Raw genomic sequence first — 16,546 nt, 5'->3', positions numbered from 1 at the left:
CAATGCGCGAAAAACGGCGCTTCGATACGGGTCGCGGCGATGGTAGCGCGCTCATCCACGGCTAATACGACGGCTGTTCTGCCGTGCCGTAAAGCGTGTGTAAAGCGCGCCGCAGCGCACTGGATTTCACGCCGCCCGGCTGCATTTCGCGCCGCCCCACTGCATTTCGTCGCATGCCGCTCGTCGCTGCGGCCGACCATCGGCACAGTCCGCCCATCGTCTTCCAGACCACTACCTGATCGGACCACCACCATGATGCTGCTGCAAATCCTCTCCCACACGCCCCGCTGGGTCTTCGTGCTGTTCGCCGTGCTTGTCTGGTTCGGCGCGAAACAGTTGCTCGCCAGCAGCGTGAGCCTCGCGCGCACCACCGTCATGCCGATCGCGATGACCGCCCTGTCGATGTCCGGCGTGTTGTCCGCCTTCGGTGACTCGCCGATGGCACTGGTTGGTTGGGCCGTGGCGGCCATCGCCCTTGCAGCCCTGTTGCTGCAACGTGGCGCACCGGCGGGCACCCGCTACGACGCCGACGCACGCCGCTTCCACGTGCCAGGCAGCGCCGTGCCGCTGGTGCTGATGATGGCCATCTTCGTCACCAAGTACGCCGTCGGCGTGGTGATGGCGATGCATCCCGAGCTTGCCCACAATCACAACCTGGCCCTCGGCATCGGCACACTGTACGGCGCATTTACCGGCACCTTCGCTGGACGCGCGATCCGCCTCTGGCAGTTGGCGATCCGCCACGACCGCAGCCTCGCCGCCGAGCAGGCCGCCTGATCGCAACGCAATCAAGGAGAAACGCCATGCAAGCCACCACCCTGCCCCTGGACGAAGACACGCGCCTGGACAAGCTGGCCCGCCGCCGCGCCCGCGCCAAGATGGGCTTCTTCTCGCACGCGACCATCTACGTCGCCGTCAACCTCGGCCTGATCGCCCTTTCGCTGAGCACCGGCCGGCATTGGGCCTTGTTCCCGCTGCTGGGCTGGGGCGTCGGGCTGCTGGCGCACGGACTGTCGGTGTGGGTCTTCGCGCCGGGCGGCGACATGATGGAAAGCATGGTCCGGCGCGAACGGACCAGGCTGGTGTCGAAGTCCGAACCATGGTGATTGAAAGCCGCTTCTTCCTCCAGAATCTCAAGCCATGAACGTCCTGCTGCTGGTCCTCAAGCTGTCGGTGCTCACCGTGCTCGTCGCTTCCGTCGCCGAAGCGCTGGTCCTCTCGTGGCGCCATGCCCGGCGCGGCGGCCCCGCCTACGACTGGAAGGCGGCTGGCATCTCCGTGGTGGACTTCCTGGTGCGGCAATACGCGCTCACCTGGCTGCTGCTGTGGCCCTTCGCGATGTGGAGCGGCGCGATGGACTGGGTCTGGCAGCACCGCCTCTGGACGCTGCCGCTGGACCACTGGTGGGGCTGGGTCGCCTGCTTCATCGGCCAGGAGTTCTGCTACTACTGGTACCACCGCGCGGCGCATCGCGTGCGCTGGTTCTGGTGCACGCATGCGATTCACCATTCACCCAATCAGCTGAACCTGTCGGCCGCCTACCGCTTCGGCTGGACCGGCAAGCTCACCGGCAGCCTGGTCTTCTTCATGCTGGCGCCGCTGCTGGGCATGCCGCCCGACGTGATCCTCCTGATGCTCACGCTGAACCTGCTCTACCAGTTCTGGGTACATGCGACGTGGATCCCGCGCCTCGGCCCGCTGGAGTGGTTCCTCAACACGCCCTCGGCGCACCGCGTGCACCATGCCTCGAACCTCGAATACCTGGATGGCAACTACGGCGGCGTGCTCACCGTGTTCGACCGCCTGTTCGGCACCTACATTCCCGAGCGCGACGACCTGCCCTGCCGCTACGGCCTGGTCACGCCCATCACCACCTACAACCTGCTGCATATCGAGTTCTGCCACTGGCAGGCGCTGTGGCGCGACCTGCGCTCGGCACGCTCGGCACGGGCGGTGTGGGGCTACCTGTTCAAGCCACCGGGCTGGTCGCCGGATGGGCAGGGGACCACCACGGAAGAGTTGCGGCAGCGTGCGCGCGTGATGGTGGCTCCAGCAGGTGGCGAGGCACGTGCCGCAGGCGGTGCCCGGCCCGCCACGGACGACATGACCCTGGCCCCATGAACATCCGCTGGCGCGACGCCGTTCGCCACTTCCTCCAGATCGCCGCGTTCTGCTGCGCCATCGCAGTACTCACAACGCTGATCTGGCCCGCGAGGAGCTACGGCAACCAGCTTGGCTACGCGCTCTCGATCGGCATCGTGTCATGGCTGGTGATCGAATTCGGCCGCTACTTCTTCGACCCGCGCAACTGCCACACCGACAGCAGCGGAGGCCATGGCTGGCCGAAGGGCTGGCGCGGCATCCTGCTGGCCACCATCGGCATTTCCTGCGGCTTCTTCTTCGGCGAACGCATCGCCGGCATGCTCCTTGGCACCGGCCAGGCGAGCTCGCCGCGCGATACCGTCATCAGCGTGGTGATCACTGCCATGGCCGGCACGGTCGTCACCTTCTACTTCCATTCGCGCGGCAAGGCGGCCATGCTGGCTGCACAGGTCAACGCCGCCGAACGCGATGCCAGCGAGGCCAAGCTCAAGCTGCTCGAAAGCCAACTCGAACCGCACATGCTGTTCAACACGCTGGCCAACCTGCGCGTGCTCATCACCACCGACCCGCAGCGCGCCGTAGCCATGCTCGACCGGCTCAACAGCTACCTGCGCGCCACGCTCAGCGGCTCACGCGCGCTGGCGCATCCGCTGTCCGCCGAGTTCGACCTGCTGCGCGACTACCTCGAGCTGATGTCGGTGCGCATGGGCGACCGCCTGCACTACACGCTTGACCTGCCCGACCACCTGCGCGACGTGCAAGTGCCGCCGCTGCTGCTGCAACCGCTGGTCGAGAACGCGATTCAGCATGGGCTGGAGCCGAAGGTGGGCGGCGGCAGCATCATCGTGCGTGCCTCGCAACAAGGCACGGGAAGCGAGGCGCGACTCGTCCTGGAGGTCAACGACACCGGCGTCGGGCTGTCGCAGCACGCGAGCACCCTGGACGAACCGGGACGCGGCTTCGGACTCACCCAGGTCCGCGAACGGCTGGCCAGCGCCTACGGCGATCGCGGCGCGATCACGCTCGCCCCGGCAGGCAGCGGCGGGGCCTGCGCGGCGGCTACGTTGCCGATGGGCTGAGGCGCATTCATGACCTCGGCATTTTGCTAGGCTCGTTCGAATGGCCAACACGCGCAGCAGACTTACTTCGCAGAGGCAAGCTCCCAATTCCACATCGGCCCGGTGCGCTCCGAAACTCCCGCCCGGGCCGATGCGCGATTCGCAAGCTGTGCACGATGCGCTGTTTCTCAAGGAGGAGTGCCCGCCACCGGCCAAGTCGCTCGATGAACTGAAGAAGGGCATCCGGACCCATTTCAAGCGCCGTCATTCCGACAAGTGATCGATCAAGCCGCCCGCAAGCCATGACCCGCCCCACCGCCCTCATCGCCGAAGACGAACAACTGCTGGCCCAGGCCCTCCGCGCCGAACTCGCTCAAGCCTGGCCCGAGCTCGACGTGGTCGCGATGGTCGGTGATGGCCGCAGCGCCGTCGTCGCCGCGCTGGAGCGCTTGCCCGAGGTGCTGTTCCTCGACATTCGCATGCCCGGCCAGGACGGCCTTTCTGCCGCGGCGGAACTTGCCGACACCTGGCCGCTGGACAAGGCGCCGCTGCCGCAACTGGTGTTCGTCACCGCCTACGACGAGTACGCCGTGCGCGCCTTCGAGCAGCAAGCTGTCGACTATGTGCTGAAGCCGGTGCAAACCGAGCGCCTGCGCAAGACCGTCGGTCGCCTGCAAGCCGCGTTGACGGCACGCTCGCCCGCGCCGCCCGACAGCGCCAGCGCCGCGATCGAGGAAACGCTCGCGCAATGGCGCCGCATGCTCTCCGCCGCCGGCAACGGCGCGCTACCCGGCTTGCCGGCCACAGCGCCCGCCCCGCTCAAGCTCATCGCCGCCAGCGACGCCGGAGGCGCCACCGTGCGCATGGTCCCCATCGACGAGGTGCAGTACTTCGAGGCCGCCGACAAGTACGTGCGCGTGCTCAGCGCATCGCACGAGTACCTCATCCGCACGCCGCTCAAGCAACTGTTGCCCCAGCTCGACCCCAACACCTTCTGGCAGGTGCACCGTGCCGTTGTGGTCAACACCCATGCGATCGAGGCCGTGCATCGCGACGAGGCCGGCAAGCTGCACCTGCAATTGCGCAACCGCGCCGAGCGCCTGGCCGTCAGCCGCCTGTTCGCGCACCTGTTCCGCGCGATGTAGTCGCCGCGCGGACCGTGCACCCATGAAAAAAGCCGACTCCTTGCAGAGCCGGCTGGTGCCGCAGGCCTTCAAGAATAATGAAGGCCTATGGGAAGATCAACGGTAATAGCCGTGGCCGTGACCATGGCGATAGTAGCCGCGCGGCGGACCGTAGTAGACCGGCGCGGGACGGTAGTACACAGGCGCGGGTGCGTAGTAAACCGGCGCCGGCCGGTAATAGACAGGCGGTGCCGGCTGGTAGTACACCGGCGCAGGCGCCGAGTAGACCGGCGCGGGTGCGTAGTAACCCGGCTGGGCCACACCGATCGCCACGCCCGGGACATTGACCCCCACCGACCAAGCCACCCCGGCATTGGCCGACGCAGCCGCGAAAAGCGCTCCCGCCCCCACGGCGGCAGCGGCTGCGAACTTGAAAAGAGTTGAACGATTGAGGCTCATGATTCGGGTTCTCCGGTTTCAGGGGCTGAAAAAGACCGCCCATGCAAGTATTCAACGCGCCAGGTGCAAAGCGGATGCCTCCTCCTCTGTGAAGAAGGTACCCAAAGGTAACGCGATGCCCCGCCACCTAGAATGAATGGATGACTTCCCCCGTTGACAAAGATTCCGCAAAGCCAAGCAATTTTTTGCGCCACGTGATCGAAAGCGACCTCCAGCAGGGGGTTTACAGCGCCCGCAAGTGGGGTGGCAGCCCCGGAGACGCGCAACACCATGCACAAGGCATGCCAGACCCGGCCAAGGTCCGCATGCGCTTTCCGCCGGAGCCCAACGGATACCTGCACATCGGCCATGCCAAGAGCATCTGGCTCAATTTCGAGCTGGCCAAGGAATACGACGGCGTCTGCCACCTGCGCTTCGACGACACCAACCCCGAGAAGGAAGAACAGGAATACGTCGATTCCATCCGCGACGCCGTGCGCTGGCTCGGCTACGCGACCGACCTGGCCGACCGTCCCGAAGCCGCCGGCACGACACAGTCGCACGAGTACTTTGCCAGCGACTACTTCGACTTCATGTACCGCGCCGCCGAATACCTGATCGGCGCCGGCCTGGCCTACGTCGACGAGCTAAGCGCCGAGGAAATCCGCGCCAACCGTGGCGACTTCAACACGCCCGGCACCGACAGCCCCTTCCGCACCCGCAGCCCGGAAGAAAATCTCGCCCGCTTCCGCGCCATGCGCGACGGCCAGCTCGACGACGGCGCCGCCATCCTGCGCGCGAAGATCGACATGGCCAGCCCCAACATCAACATGCGCGACCCGGCGCTCTACCGCATCCGCCGGGCCACGCACCACAACACCGGCGACAAGTGGTGCATCTACCCGATGTACACCTTCGCGCACCCGATCGAAGACGCGCTGGAAGCCATCACCCACAGCATCTGCACGCTCGAATTCGAAGACCAGCGCCCCTTCTACGACTGGCTGCTGGACCGCCTGGCCGAGGGCGACCTGATCGAGAGCCCCCATCCGCGCCAATACGAGTTCGCACGCCTCAACGTCACGCACATCATCACCAGCAAGCGCAAGCTGCGCCAACTGGTCGAAGAGGGCCACGTCGACGGTTGGGACGACCCGCGCATGCCCACCCTCGCCGGCCTGCGCCGCCGCGGCTACACGCCCGATGCGCTCAAGCTCTTCTGCGAACGCAGCGGCGTGACCAAGTCCGGCGGCTGGATCGACTACGCCAGCCTGGAAGCCGCGCTGCGCGACACGCTGGACCCCATCGCCCCGCGCGCCATGGCCGTGCTCGACCCGGTCAAGCTGGTCATCACCAACTGGGGCGAACTGATGGGCGGCGACGATGCGCTCGACGACTGCGCCGCACCCATCCACCCGCACCATCCGGAGATGGGCCGCCGCGAGTTCAAGCTCGGCCGCGAGGTCTGGATCGAGGCCACCGACTACGAGGACGTTCAACCCAAGGGCTTCTTCCGCCTGTTCCCCGGCAACAAGGTGCGTCTCAAGTACGGCCACGTCATCGAATGCACCGGCGGCACGCGCGATGCGAACGGCAAGCTGGTCGAGGTGCAGGCGAAGCTGGTGCCCGACACCAAGAGCGGCACGCCCGGCGCCGATGCGATCAAGGTCAAGGGCAACATCTCGTGGGTGGCCGCGGCCGATGCCTTGCAGGCCGAGGTGCGCCTGTACGAGCGGCTGTTCGCGGCGGCGAATCCGGGCAGCGGGGAACTGCTGGACGAGTTGAACAAGGACAGCCTGGTGACTTGCACGGCCTACGTGGAGCCCTCGTTGGCGATGGCCTCAGGCGGCTCGGGCTTCCAGTTCGAGCGGCATGGCTACTTCGTGGCGGACACGAAGGCCGCGGCGCAAGGGCAGCGCGTCTTCAACCGCGCCGCGGGCATGCGCGACAGTTGGGGAAAGTAACGGCATCGAGGTGACGGCCGTGTCGCGCGCTCCCTGTGGATGCCGCACTAAACTCGACCGATGCGTCCCCCCGAAGCCCTTTCATCGCACCCTCTGGAAGCCGTCGACAAGGCCTTCCGTCCTGATTCGTCCACGGTGCGTTTGAACCGCCGCACGGCGCTGCTCGGCGCCGCCGGCTTCCTGGCCATCGCGGCAATGCCTGCGCTGGCCGCGCGCCCGGCAAAGACGTCCTCGTCATCCACAGGCGCCTGGCCGCGCGCATCCCAGGTTCCGGGCGGAGTCGCACGCCTTTCGCTCGGCCCTGGAAAGACCCGCCCCGCCGCCCACGATGGCGACATTCCGCTGCTCGTCATCGGCGGCCCCAAGGAATGGACCGCACTCGTCGGCATCCCCTTGTCCGCCCAGCCCGGCGAGGCCCACATCTCCGTGCTCCCGCCCGAAGGCGGCGCATCGCGCGAAATCAGCTACACGATCGCGCCCAAGCAATACAGCGTGCAGCGCCTCAAGGTCGCACCCGGCACGGTCGACCTTTCCGCGGAAGACGAAGCCCGCTACAAGCGCGAGCGCGCGCACCAGGACACGGTGACCTCCGTCTTCACCGAGCCGCTGCCCCAGAAATTCCGGATGCGCGTGCCGGTGCCGGGCCGTCGCTCCAGTTCCTTCGGCCTGCGCCGCGTGTTCAACGGGCAGTCGCGCAATCCCCACAGCGGCATGGACATCGCGGCCGGCACGGGCACGCCGGTGCTGGCGCCGCTGCCGGGCCGGATCATCGACACCGGCAACTATTTCTTCAACGGCAACACCGTGTGGATGGACCACGGCGGCGGCCTGCTGACCATGTATTGCCACCTGAGCCGCATCGACGTGATGCCCGGCGACATGGTGGACACCGGTACGCGCCTCGCGCTGGTCGGCGCCACCGGACGAGTGACGGGACCGCACCTGCACTGGTCGGTGATGTTGAACAAAGCGATGGTCGACCCGGCGCTCTTCATCGATTGACGACGGCTTCGCAATCGAGCGCAGGACAAGGCGGGGCGCCGCAGACAGTGCTGTAGCACGGCAAGGCGATCCAACGCCGTCATGTGCTCGATTGCGAAGCCGTCAGGGATTTCGAGCTTGGGGTCGACCCTTGGATTGTCTCGTTCGCGGCGATCGGCGGCCGACGCTTGACCGTGTAATTGACGCCCTGTCACACACAACCAAGCAAAGGACTGCACAGATGGCCAACATCGCCCCCATGACCCTGATCGACATTCCGGCCCGCTACAAGCACATCCGGCCGGTGCCACGCATGCCAAACTTCGCGGCCTGGATCGAGGGTGTCGACCTCATCCAGCCTATGAACGACGCGGTCAAGGCCGAGTTGCGCCAGGCGCTGTTCGACTTCGAGGTGATCTTCTTCAAGCCGCAGACACTCACGCCGGAACAGCACATCGAACTCGGCAAGGTGTTCGGGCCGATCTCCAAGGGCTCCTACTTCGACCGCCGGCCCGACGCGCCCGACCTGGAGATGATCGTCTCCGACCGCGAGCGCCCGCCTGCCATCGACAGCTGGCACACCGACATCAGCTGGAAGCCGAATCCTCCGCTGGGCACGGCGATCCAGATCGTCGACACGCCGCCGGTCGGCGGCAACACCTGCTGGATCAGCACCAGCAAGGCCTACGACTGGCTCTCGCCCGGCATGCAGCAGTACCTGGAAGGCCTGAGCGCGGTGCACACCTGGGAGGTCTCGGGCTTCCGCGAGTACCTCGGCAGGAAGGGAGACGACGCGCTGATCGCCGCGATCAAGGCCTTCAAGCCGGTGACACATCCGGTGGTGCGCCTCAACCCCGATTCAGGACGCAAGTGCATCTACGTCAACTCCGACTTCACCCGCCACATCCTCGGCGTCGACCGGGTGGAGGCGCGCGGCATGCTGCACTTCCTGCTCGACTGGCTGCGCAAGCCGGAGTTCATGATGCATCACCAGTGGGAAGCCGGCGGCATCGCGATCTGGGACAACCGCAGCACGCAGCACTATGCGGTGGCCGACTACTGGCCCCATCACCGCGTGAACCAGCGCGTCACCTTCGACGTGCCGGAATCGACCTGAAGTCTTCCTAAACAGGCCGCTTGTAGACCACACCCATTACGGTGCCGTTGTCGTCCACGCTGCACACGGCGCTGCGTTTCGACGGCCCCACCTGGAGGTTGATCGCATAGACGCCATCGACCATCGAGGTGCCGTTGACCACGGTGATGTCCGACACCGGCACCTTCAGGGTCCGCGCCGAGGAATTGACGCAGTTGGCCACGGCACGCTGCGGCGCGCCGCCGACGTTGGCCGATGAGACCACCGCCGGCCATTCCGGTTGCCCGGTCGTGTTGCTGCAAGCCGCGAGCATGGCGGCCGTGGCGAATGCCGACATCACTCTCGCGCCGTAGAAGTTCCGCATGAGGTCTCCCGATGGTGTCGGCGGATATTAATGCGCCGACGTAAAGGAATTGATCCTGCGACGTAAAGAGCCAGGCCACCTGAATCCGCAGCCCCGGCCGGGCCGTCTATCGCGCAATCGGCCGTGTCAGGTACACGGCCTCCCGCCCGACGATCGGCTCGCGCGTCGGCATGAACACGGTGCAGTCGTCGCAGGGCGAGCGGATTTCCTCCGTGCCGTCCGTCCCGATCAGCTCGCCCTTGGCAAAGGTCTCGAAGCCGATCAACGGCCGCGTGAAGGCGAAGTCCTTCGTCTTGACCATCAGCGTCTGCAGCAATTCGAAGCGGCGTTGCGGCTCGGTCGCGGGCGTTGCCTCGCGCGCGATCAGCCCGAAGTGCGCGAGAAAGCGCAAGCTCACCTCGGTGGCCAGGTCCGCCGTGGCACGCTTGAAGTGCTGGCCGCATTCGACCACCACCGCCGCGCCCGGCGCGTCGGCGCCCGCATGCCGGCCATGCTGGATCAGCGGCGTGCCGGAGCCGAGGCCATTGGGCATGACCAGGTGCACCGGCGGCAGGCCGATGGCCATCGCCACGTCGGCATTGCGCGCGAAGTCCGGATAGACCCAGAACGGCACCACGTCCTGGCTGGTGGAGTGGATGTCGAGGATATGGTCCGCCGCCGCGACGACCGGGCGCAGGGCGCGGGCGCGGCGCAACTCGGGGCTGTCCTCGGCGCCCTCCAGCAGTTCGTCGGACCAGATGCGGTTCAGGTTGTGCACGATCTGGCGGTTTTCGTACGGTCGCTCGACGTCGAAGGCTTCGTAGGCCTCGACGTGCGCGAAGCTCACCGTCAGCGTGCCGACGAGCGGGCGGACGCCGGTGTCGAGCAGGTGCTTCGCCGCGACCATGCCGCAGATCTCGTTGCCGTGCGTGAGCGCGTTGATGAGCACATGCGGGCCCGGCTTGCCCGACGCGAATCGATGCACGTAGTCGACGCCGGTGTTGCCCCGGCGATAGGCCGACAGGTCGCCCTGGATGACTTCGATGGGATGGGAGGAAGGGGCGATGGTTTCTGCGGTCATGGATCGTGGGGAGTGCGTTGCCTGCAAGAGTTTGCTACACCTTGCCGCTTTGCGCTGTCGGCCGATCATCCGACACACGCAAGCCCTCCAAACCCGCTCTAATGGCAGCTCATCCACGAGGAAGGAAATGACATGTCCCAATTCGCGACGGTGACAGGCGACGTGACCTACACGCCCGGCGACGGCACGCCGATTCCCATCCCCAAGGGCCGCATCGAGGTCGACCTGACCTTCGACAGTGCCACGCTGAGCTGGGAAGCCGAGCGCGGCGTGGTCGGCCTGACAGCCATCCCGCGCATGCAGTTCGACGAGTACGTCGAGGACGGGAAGATCGTCATGGAGTAGGCCGCCGGCGCGCTTGCCGGGTTCGAACAACAACACCAAGAAACATCGCACATGAAGTACCCCCTCCCCCACTGGCTGGTGCTGCTGGCCAGCGCAGCCGCCATCGTCGCGTCGACCACGGCTTGCACCTCGCCTTCGTCCGGCATGGCCAGCGCCACGCTGCCGAGCTGGCGCGTGGACGCCGCCTGGCCCAAGCCGCTGCCCAACAAGTGGATCCTCGGCCAGGTCAGCGGCATCGCCACCGATGCCGACGATCACATCTGGGTGCTGCAACGCCCGGGCAGCCTGACGGAGGACGAACGCAGCGCCGCGCTCAACCCGCCGCAGGCCACCTGCTGCACCGCCGCGCCGCCGGTGCTGGAGTTCGACGCGGCCGGCAACTTGCTGCGCTCCTGGGGCGGCAAGGGTGCGGGCTACGACTGGCCCGAGAACGAACACGGCATCCACGTCGATGCGAAGGGTTTCGTCTGGATCACCGGCAACGGCGAGAACGACGGTCAGGTGCTCAAGTTCACGCGTGACGGCAAGTTCGTGATGCAGATCGGCAAGGTCGGTCCGCAGACCGGCAGCGCCGACACCACGCGCCTGGGCCGCGCGGCCGGCGTCGAGGTCGACATGGCGGCCAACGAGGTCTACGTGGCCGATGGATATCACAACAACCGCGTGATCGTCTTCGATGCCGACAGCGGCGCGTTCAAGCGCATGTGGGGCGCCTTTGGCAAGCCGCCGATCGCGGTCGGCAAGCCCGATGGCCGTCGTACTGCGCCGCCCACCGCCGCACAGTTGCAGACCTTCGGCAGCCCGGTACATTGCGCACGGGTTGCACGCGACGGGCTGGTCTATGTGTGCGACCGGCTCAACAACCGCGTGCAGGTGTTCCGCAAGAACGGCGAATACGTGAAGGAGTTTTCCGTCGAGCCGCAGACGGCCGGCAATGGCGCCGTGTGGGACATCGTGCTGTCGCGCGATCCGGCGCAACGCTGGCTGCTGATGGCCGACGGCCGCAACAACCAGGTGCTGGTGCTGTCACGCGACACCGGTGCGGTGCAGGGCCGGCTGGGTCGCGCGGGCCGCTATGCGGGCGAGTTCCACTGGGTGCACGACCTGGCGATCGACTCGCAGGGCAACCTGTATGCGGGCGAGGTCGACACTGGCAAGCGGGCGCAGAAGTTCGTGAGGAACGCGAACTAGGAATGAAATGACATCGAGCAGATCGAAAGATCGCCGTTGCATCCTGCGAGGTAGACCGACTTCGGATTGCCGTTGACGGGGAAGTCGTCCTCGGACCGGAACAATGCAGTGAACAACTTCAGATCGGCCTTGCGCGGCGTGTCCGGGTTGTCGGCCGAGAAGCACGCATGCATCTTGCTGCTCGACACATTGCTCTGCATGTCGATGTAGCGGAACCTGGGCGAACGGATGATGTCCAGCCCCGGGTTGAGCCCCAGCTTGATCTCGCCCGAATCGGCGATGTCGGCCGCAGCCAGCACCGGGTCGAGGTTGTTGAAGACGATGTAGACGCGGTCCTTCGGACTCAGCTTCTCGACCCAGCCGCGGTGCTGCTCGGCCCGCGTGCAGGGCGCAAGGAGGATCACGTTGTCGGCCGTGGCGACCGCCGCGTGCGTGCCGTCCAAAGGCAGCGTTTTCTGCAGGAGATGACAGCCGAGGCTGTGTCCGGCGATGCTGTAGGGTTGCTGCACGCCAGCGAACATCCGCGCCACGGCGACCAGGCGAAGGAAGCGCGCGACGGCCATCGTCGACTGCTGGGCGTTGATCTTCGCCTGGTGGTAGCGCTGGATCTTGCTCTTGATGGCGCCCAGGCCGAGGTTGCCGGACTTCACCTGCTTCAGTGAATCCTCCGCATCGCCGTCCGAAGCGAGGGCAACGGCGTTGCTGCCGTCGGGCAGGAAGCCTTCCGATGTCCATGAGAAACCGATGACGCTGATGCCGTAGATGTCCTCGAGCCGCTTGCACCTGTAGAAAGACTTGGCCGGCGGATTGCTGTTTCCATGAAGGTAGACCAGCACCGGCCTGCCCGCCCCGAACACGGCGACCAGCCTTGGAATGAGGTCGTTGTCGTCAGCCTGCGGGCTCACGTTCGCCAGGGTCCAGGTTGCGCCACCCCCCGCCTTGTAGACCCCAGCCACATCGGCTGCGGCAAGGGACTCGTCCATGATGGTGAAGCGGTTGGTGAACGCCGCCTCGTCGTTCTTCGAGACGTCGATTTCGCGGTTGGTGAAGAACAGCATGCAAGCTCCTGCGTGAGTGGAAGCGGCAGCATAGGAATGCGCGTCGCAGCGCGCATCCCACGACGAGGGGAGACGCTAGCTCAATGCCCGCCGCCCAGGTACGCCGCCTTCACCGCCGGATCGTTGCGGAGCTTTTCTGCCGGGCCTTCGACCGAGATGCGGCCGTTTTCCAGTACGTAGCCATAGTCGGCCACGCCCAATGCGGCGGCGGCGAACTGTTCGACCAGCAGCATCGTGACGCCCTGCGACTTGAGCCGCTCGATGATGCGGAACACTTCGGCCACCAGGATGGGCGCAAGACCCATCGAGGGTTCGTCGAGCAGCACGACCTCGGGGTTCAGCATCACCGCACGCGCCATCGCGAGCATCTGCTGCTCGCCGCCCGACAGCGTACCGGCCAGTTGCGTGCGGCGCTCCTTCAGGCGCGGGAACAATTCCAGCGCACGTTCCAGGTCGCCCGCCACGTCGCCCTCGGGACGGCTGCCGGTCAGGCGCGGGAAGGCGCCGAGCGTGAGGTTGTCGGTCACCGTCATCGTGGCGAACACGCGCCGCCCTTCGGGTGAATGGGCCAGGCCCAGCTTGGCGATGTTGTAGGCCTCCAGGCCGTCGATGCGCTTGCCGTTGAGCGTGATCTCACCACCCGTGGCGGCGATCATTCCGGAGACGGCGCGCATGGTGGTGGTCTTGCCGGCGCCGTTGGACCCGATCAGCGTGACGACCTTGCCCTTGGGCACGTCCATCGAGATGCCGTGCAGCACCTGCACCTTGCCATAGCCGGCCGAGAGATTCTGGATTTTCAGCATTTCTTTTCTTTCTCTCAGGCGGGCTGGGCCTGCGTTTCCTGGCCACCCAGGTAGGCCTCGATCACCTTCTCGTCGGCCTGCACCTTGGCCGGTTCGCCCTCGGCGATCTTCTGGCCGAAGTCCAGCACCGACACGGTGTCGCACATGCTCATCACCACGTCCATGTGGTGCTCGATCAGGATCACGGTGATGCCGTGGTCGCGGATCTTGCGGATGATGGCGATCAGTTCCTTGATGTCCGGCGCGGTCAGGCCGGCAGCGGGTTCGTCGAGCAGCAACAGTTGCGGGTCCAGCGCCAGTGCGCGGGCGATCTCCAGCAGGCGTTGCTTGCCGTACGGCAGGTTGCGCGCTTCTTCCTCGGCGAACTCCTCCAGCCCGACGAACTTGAGCAGCCCCAGCCCGCGCTTCACCGCCGCAGCGCTCTCGCGGCGGTAGCGCGGCGTATGCACCGCCACGTCGAACAGGTTGCTCGCGAAGGTGTGGTGCAGGCCCACCTGCACGTTCTGCAGCGCCGTCATCTCGCCGAACAACTGCACGTTCTGGAAGGTGCGCGCGATGCCCGACAGCGCGATGTCCGAGGACGTGCGCCCGACCAGCGAGCGCCCGCCGAAGCTCAGGTTGCCGGCCGTCGGCACGTAGATGCCGGTGAGCACGTTCATCATCGTGCTCTTGCCCGAACCGTTGGGCCCGATCAGCCCGTGGATGGTGCCGCGCTTGACGGCCAGGTCGACATTGTTGAGCGCCTTCAGGCCGCCGAACTGCATCAGCACGCCGGACGCTTCCAGCACCTGGTCGCTGCCGCCGGCGCCGGCCGCGGTCGACACGGCATCCGCCACCGGCGCGCCTTCCACCGCCACGTCGATCTGCGGCTTGGGACGGCGCAGGTTCAGCGCATTGCGCACGAAGCCGACGATGCCGTCCTGCAGGTAGTACACGACGAACAGCATGATCACGCCGAAGATCGACAGGCGCCAGTCGGTCATGGTCTGCAACCAGAAGGCCAGGCCCGCCAACGCGATGCTGCCGACCACCGGAATCGCCATCGCCGCCGGCGTCGCCTTGCCCCGCTTGACCGCCACCGTCGCGCTGATGGCCACCAGCACCGCCAGCACCACCGACACGTAGCGGAACAACTCCACGTCGTCCAGCAGCTTGGGCAGCAGCACGATGATGGCTGCACCGAGCAGCGAGCCGATGCGGCTCTTGCGCCCGCCCATGATCACCGCCAGCAGGAACAGCACCGTGAGTTCGAAGTTGTATGAGTTGGGCGAGATGTACTGCTCGGAGTACGCATAGAGACTGCCCGCCATGCCCGCGAAGCCCGCGCTGATCACGAAGGCGTAGACCTTGTAGCGGTACACGGAAACACCCATGCAGTCCGACGCCACCGGGCTGCCGCGCAGCGCCTCGAAGGCGCGGCCCAGGTGCGAGCGCAGCACACGGTGCACGATGATGAGCGAGATCGCCAGCATCACGCCCACCACCCAGAAGAACTCGCGCTCGTCCAGCTTGTGGCCGAAGAGCGGCGGCTTCTCGAGCTTGATGCCCATCGGGCCTTCGGTGAGGAAGGTCATCTCGTTGATGAGGATCTGGATGATCGTGCCGAAGGCCAGCGTCACCATGGCCAGGTACGGCCCCGTCACGCGCAGTGCGGGCAGCGCGAGGATCGCGCCGAACACGGCCGTCACGCCCACTGCCGCCAGCAGCGACACCATCAGCGGCGCGCCCAGCTTGAACACCAGCACGCCGGCGGTGTACGAGCCGATGCCGAACAGGCCCGCATGGCCGAGCGAGACCTGGCCCGTGTAGCCCACCACGATGTCCAGCCCGAACAGCAGGATCGCGTAGATCATGATGGTCTCGAGCAGGTGGATGTAGTACGGGTTGTGGATCGCCACCGGAAAGAGCATCAGCAGCGCAAAGCCGATGGTGGCGAGAAGAATTCTGGAAGTGTTGTTCATGTTGTCTTGCTGAATCGGCCCTCAGACCTTCTTGATCGCCGATTTGCCGAACAGGCCCGCCGGCCGCACGGCCAGCACGATGAGCAGCAGCACCAGGCCCGGCACGTCCTTGTAGCCGGTGCTGAGATAGAAGCCGGTGGTGGTCTCGGCCACGCCGAGGATGATCCCGCCGACCACGATGCCCATGCCGCTGGTCAGCCCGCCGATGATCGCCACCGCAAAGGCCTTGAGGCCGAGCACCGCACCCATGGTCGCGCCGGTCAGCGTCAGCGGCGCGATCAGCACGCCGGCAAAGGCCGCCGTCATCGACGACAGCGCATACGAGAAGGTGATGACCAGTCCGGTGTTGATGCCCATCAGCTTGGCGGCATCGCGGTCGTTGAAGGTCGCGACCACGGCCTTGCCGTAGATCGTCTTGCGGTTGAAGAACTCGACGGCCAGCATCATCAGCAGCGCGCCGGCGACCACCAGGATTTCCATCGGCAGCACGTTCGCGCCGAGGAACTTGAGCGGCGACTCCGGCAGCGGCGACGGGAACTTCAGGTCGTCCCGGCCCCACACGTTTTCAGCGACGTTCTTGAAGATGATGCCGAGCGCGATGGTCGACATGATCCAGCCGAATTCGCTCTTGATCTTGATGGCGGGCCGCACGCCGATGCGTTCGACCACCGCGCCCTGGAAGGCGCCGAACAGGCACACGATGGGAATCATCAGCCAGTAATTGACGCCCAGCCCGACCAGCGTCAGGCCGACCAGCGCGCCGAGCATCAGGGCATCGCCCTGGCCGAAGTTGAGGGTGTCCGAAGTGGCGAAGGTCAGCTGGTAGCCGAACGCGATGACGGCGTAGATCATCCCCAGCGCAATGCCGCTGAAGATGAGTTGGGTAAGGATTTGCATGGCGTTCTCTGGAGTTGTTGTAGCCTGGCCCGTGGGCCTTTTTGCGGCGCTCAAATGCAACGCGCCGCCGCAGGCTGCCAGCACTGCGGCGGCGCGCGCACGA

At 66.1% G+C, this 16,546-nt stretch carries 18 protein-coding genes; 11 read left to right on the top strand and 7 right to left on the bottom strand.

Annotation, left to right across the window (positions count from 1 at the left end):
* Positions 1 to 252 precede the first annotated feature (252 nt).
* From WKW79_RS12045 to WKW79_RS12020, 6 genes are all read left to right on the top strand, one after another.
* Complete coding sequence (locus WKW79_RS12045) at positions 253 to 777, top strand: DUF6622 family protein (protein WP_422823880.1); 525 nt, start codon at positions 253 to 255, stop codon at positions 775 to 777.
* Between the two features lie 26 nt (positions 778 to 803).
* On the top strand, positions 804 to 1,106 hold the full coding sequence (locus tag WKW79_RS12040) for a 2TM domain-containing protein (RefSeq protein ID WP_340335387.1): 303 nt from the start codon (positions 804 to 806) through the stop codon (positions 1,104 to 1,106).
* A gap of 34 nt (positions 1,107 to 1,140) precedes the next feature.
* On the top strand, positions 1,141 to 2,121 hold the full coding sequence (locus WKW79_RS12035) for a sterol desaturase family protein (RefSeq protein ID WP_340335386.1): 981 nt from the start codon (positions 1,141 to 1,143) through the stop codon (positions 2,119 to 2,121).
* Complete coding sequence (locus tag WKW79_RS12030; RefSeq protein WP_340335385.1) at positions 2,118 to 3,182, top strand: sensor histidine kinase; 1,065 nt, start codon at positions 2,118 to 2,120, stop codon at positions 3,180 to 3,182. The genes WKW79_RS12035 and WKW79_RS12030 overlap by 4 nt, the downstream gene beginning before the upstream one ends.
* Before the next feature lie 130 nt (positions 3,183 to 3,312).
* Positions 3,313 to 3,441 carry a hypothetical protein gene (locus WKW79_RS12025; RefSeq protein ID WP_340335384.1) on the top strand — a complete coding sequence of 43 codons (129 nt, stop codon included), beginning with the start codon at positions 3,313 to 3,315 and terminating at the stop codon, positions 3,439 to 3,441.
* A 22-nt stretch (positions 3,442 to 3,463) separates the two neighbouring features.
* Positions 3,464 to 4,306: a LytR/AlgR family response regulator transcription factor gene (locus WKW79_RS12020; protein WP_340335383.1), complete on the top strand. Its 843-nt coding sequence runs from the start codon at positions 3,464 to 3,466 to the stop codon at positions 4,304 to 4,306.
* Positions 4,307 to 4,402: 96 nt separating this feature from the next.
* Here WKW79_RS12020 and WKW79_RS12015 read toward each other — a convergent pair whose 3' ends face one another.
* Entirely contained in the window at positions 4,403 to 4,744 is a 342-nt protein-coding gene (locus WKW79_RS12015) for a hypothetical protein (protein ID WP_340335382.1), read from the bottom strand.
* 140 nt (positions 4,745 to 4,884) lie between these two features.
* Here WKW79_RS12015 and WKW79_RS12010 point away from each other — a divergent pair, with 140 nt between their 5' ends.
* The 3 genes from WKW79_RS12010 (at position 4,885) to WKW79_RS12000 (ending at position 8,785) form a co-directional block, all read left to right on the top strand.
* A complete protein-coding gene (locus tag WKW79_RS12010; RefSeq protein ID WP_340335381.1) occupies positions 4,885 to 6,687 on the top strand; it encodes a glutamine--tRNA ligase/YqeY domain fusion protein in 1,803 nt (600 codons plus the stop codon).
* Positions 6,688 to 6,747: 60 nt separating this feature from the next.
* On the top strand, positions 6,748 to 7,689 hold the full coding sequence (locus tag WKW79_RS12005) for a peptidoglycan DD-metalloendopeptidase family protein (protein ID WP_340335380.1): 942 nt from the start codon (positions 6,748 to 6,750) through the stop codon (positions 7,687 to 7,689).
* Positions 7,690 to 7,909: 220 nt separating this feature from the next.
* Positions 7,910 to 8,785 carry a TauD/TfdA dioxygenase family protein gene (locus WKW79_RS12000; protein ID WP_340335379.1) on the top strand — a complete coding sequence of 292 codons (876 nt, stop codon included), beginning with the start codon at positions 7,910 to 7,912 and terminating at the stop codon, positions 8,783 to 8,785.
* A 7-nt stretch (positions 8,786 to 8,792) separates the two neighbouring features.
* On the opposite strand, the gene WKW79_RS11995 is transcribed toward WKW79_RS12000, so the two are convergent.
* Complete coding sequence (locus tag WKW79_RS11995) at positions 8,793 to 9,128, bottom strand: hypothetical protein (RefSeq protein WP_340335378.1); 336 nt, start codon at positions 9,126 to 9,128, stop codon at positions 8,793 to 8,795.
* 106 nt (positions 9,129 to 9,234) lie between these two features.
* Positions 9,235 to 10,188, bottom strand: coding sequence for a M14 family metallopeptidase (locus WKW79_RS11990; protein WP_340335377.1), 954 nt, complete (start codon positions 10,186 to 10,188; stop codon positions 9,235 to 9,237).
* Between the two features lie 132 nt (positions 10,189 to 10,320).
* Between WKW79_RS11990 and WKW79_RS11985 the strand changes: the two genes are divergently transcribed.
* Both WKW79_RS11985 and WKW79_RS11980 read left to right on the top strand, forming a co-directional pair.
* Positions 10,321 to 10,533, top strand: a complete 213-nt coding sequence (locus WKW79_RS11985) for a hypothetical protein (protein ID WP_340335376.1) — start codon at positions 10,321 to 10,323, stop codon at positions 10,531 to 10,533.
* A 51-nt stretch (positions 10,534 to 10,584) separates the two neighbouring features.
* On the top strand, positions 10,585 to 11,724 hold the full coding sequence (locus WKW79_RS11980; RefSeq protein ID WP_340335375.1) for an NHL repeat-containing protein: 1,140 nt from the start codon (positions 10,585 to 10,587) through the stop codon (positions 11,722 to 11,724).
* On the opposite strand, the gene WKW79_RS11975 is transcribed toward WKW79_RS11980, so the two are convergent.
* The 4 genes from WKW79_RS11975 to WKW79_RS11960 form a co-directional block, all read right to left on the bottom strand.
* Positions 11,721 to 12,782: a hypothetical protein gene (locus tag WKW79_RS11975; protein ID WP_340335374.1), complete on the bottom strand. Its 1,062-nt coding sequence runs from the start codon at positions 12,780 to 12,782 to the stop codon at positions 11,721 to 11,723. The two genes, WKW79_RS11980 and WKW79_RS11975, sit on opposite strands and share 4 nt — an antisense overlap.
* 80 nt (positions 12,783 to 12,862) lie before the next feature.
* Complete coding sequence (locus WKW79_RS11970; protein ID WP_340335373.1) at positions 12,863 to 13,585, bottom strand: ABC transporter ATP-binding protein; 723 nt, start codon at positions 13,583 to 13,585, stop codon at positions 12,863 to 12,865.
* Between the two features lie 14 nt (positions 13,586 to 13,599).
* A complete protein-coding gene (locus tag WKW79_RS11965; RefSeq protein WP_422823878.1) occupies positions 13,600 to 15,546 on the bottom strand; it encodes a branched-chain amino acid ABC transporter ATP-binding protein/permease in 1,947 nt (648 codons plus the stop codon).
* 21 nt (positions 15,547 to 15,567) lie between these two features.
* The gene (locus WKW79_RS11960; protein ID WP_340335372.1) at positions 15,568 to 16,443 is read right to left on the bottom strand and encodes a branched-chain amino acid ABC transporter permease; all 876 of its coding nucleotides are present in this window, start codon (positions 16,441 to 16,443) and stop codon (positions 15,568 to 15,570) included.
* Positions 16,444 to 16,546 lie beyond the last annotated feature (103 nt).

It is taken from the genome of Variovorax robiniae, assembly GCF_037889955.1.
Classification (GTDB): Bacteria; Pseudomonadota; Gammaproteobacteria; order Burkholderiales; family Burkholderiaceae_C; genus Variovorax; species Variovorax robiniae.
This window is presented reverse-complemented; position numbering and strand designations above follow the sequence as displayed.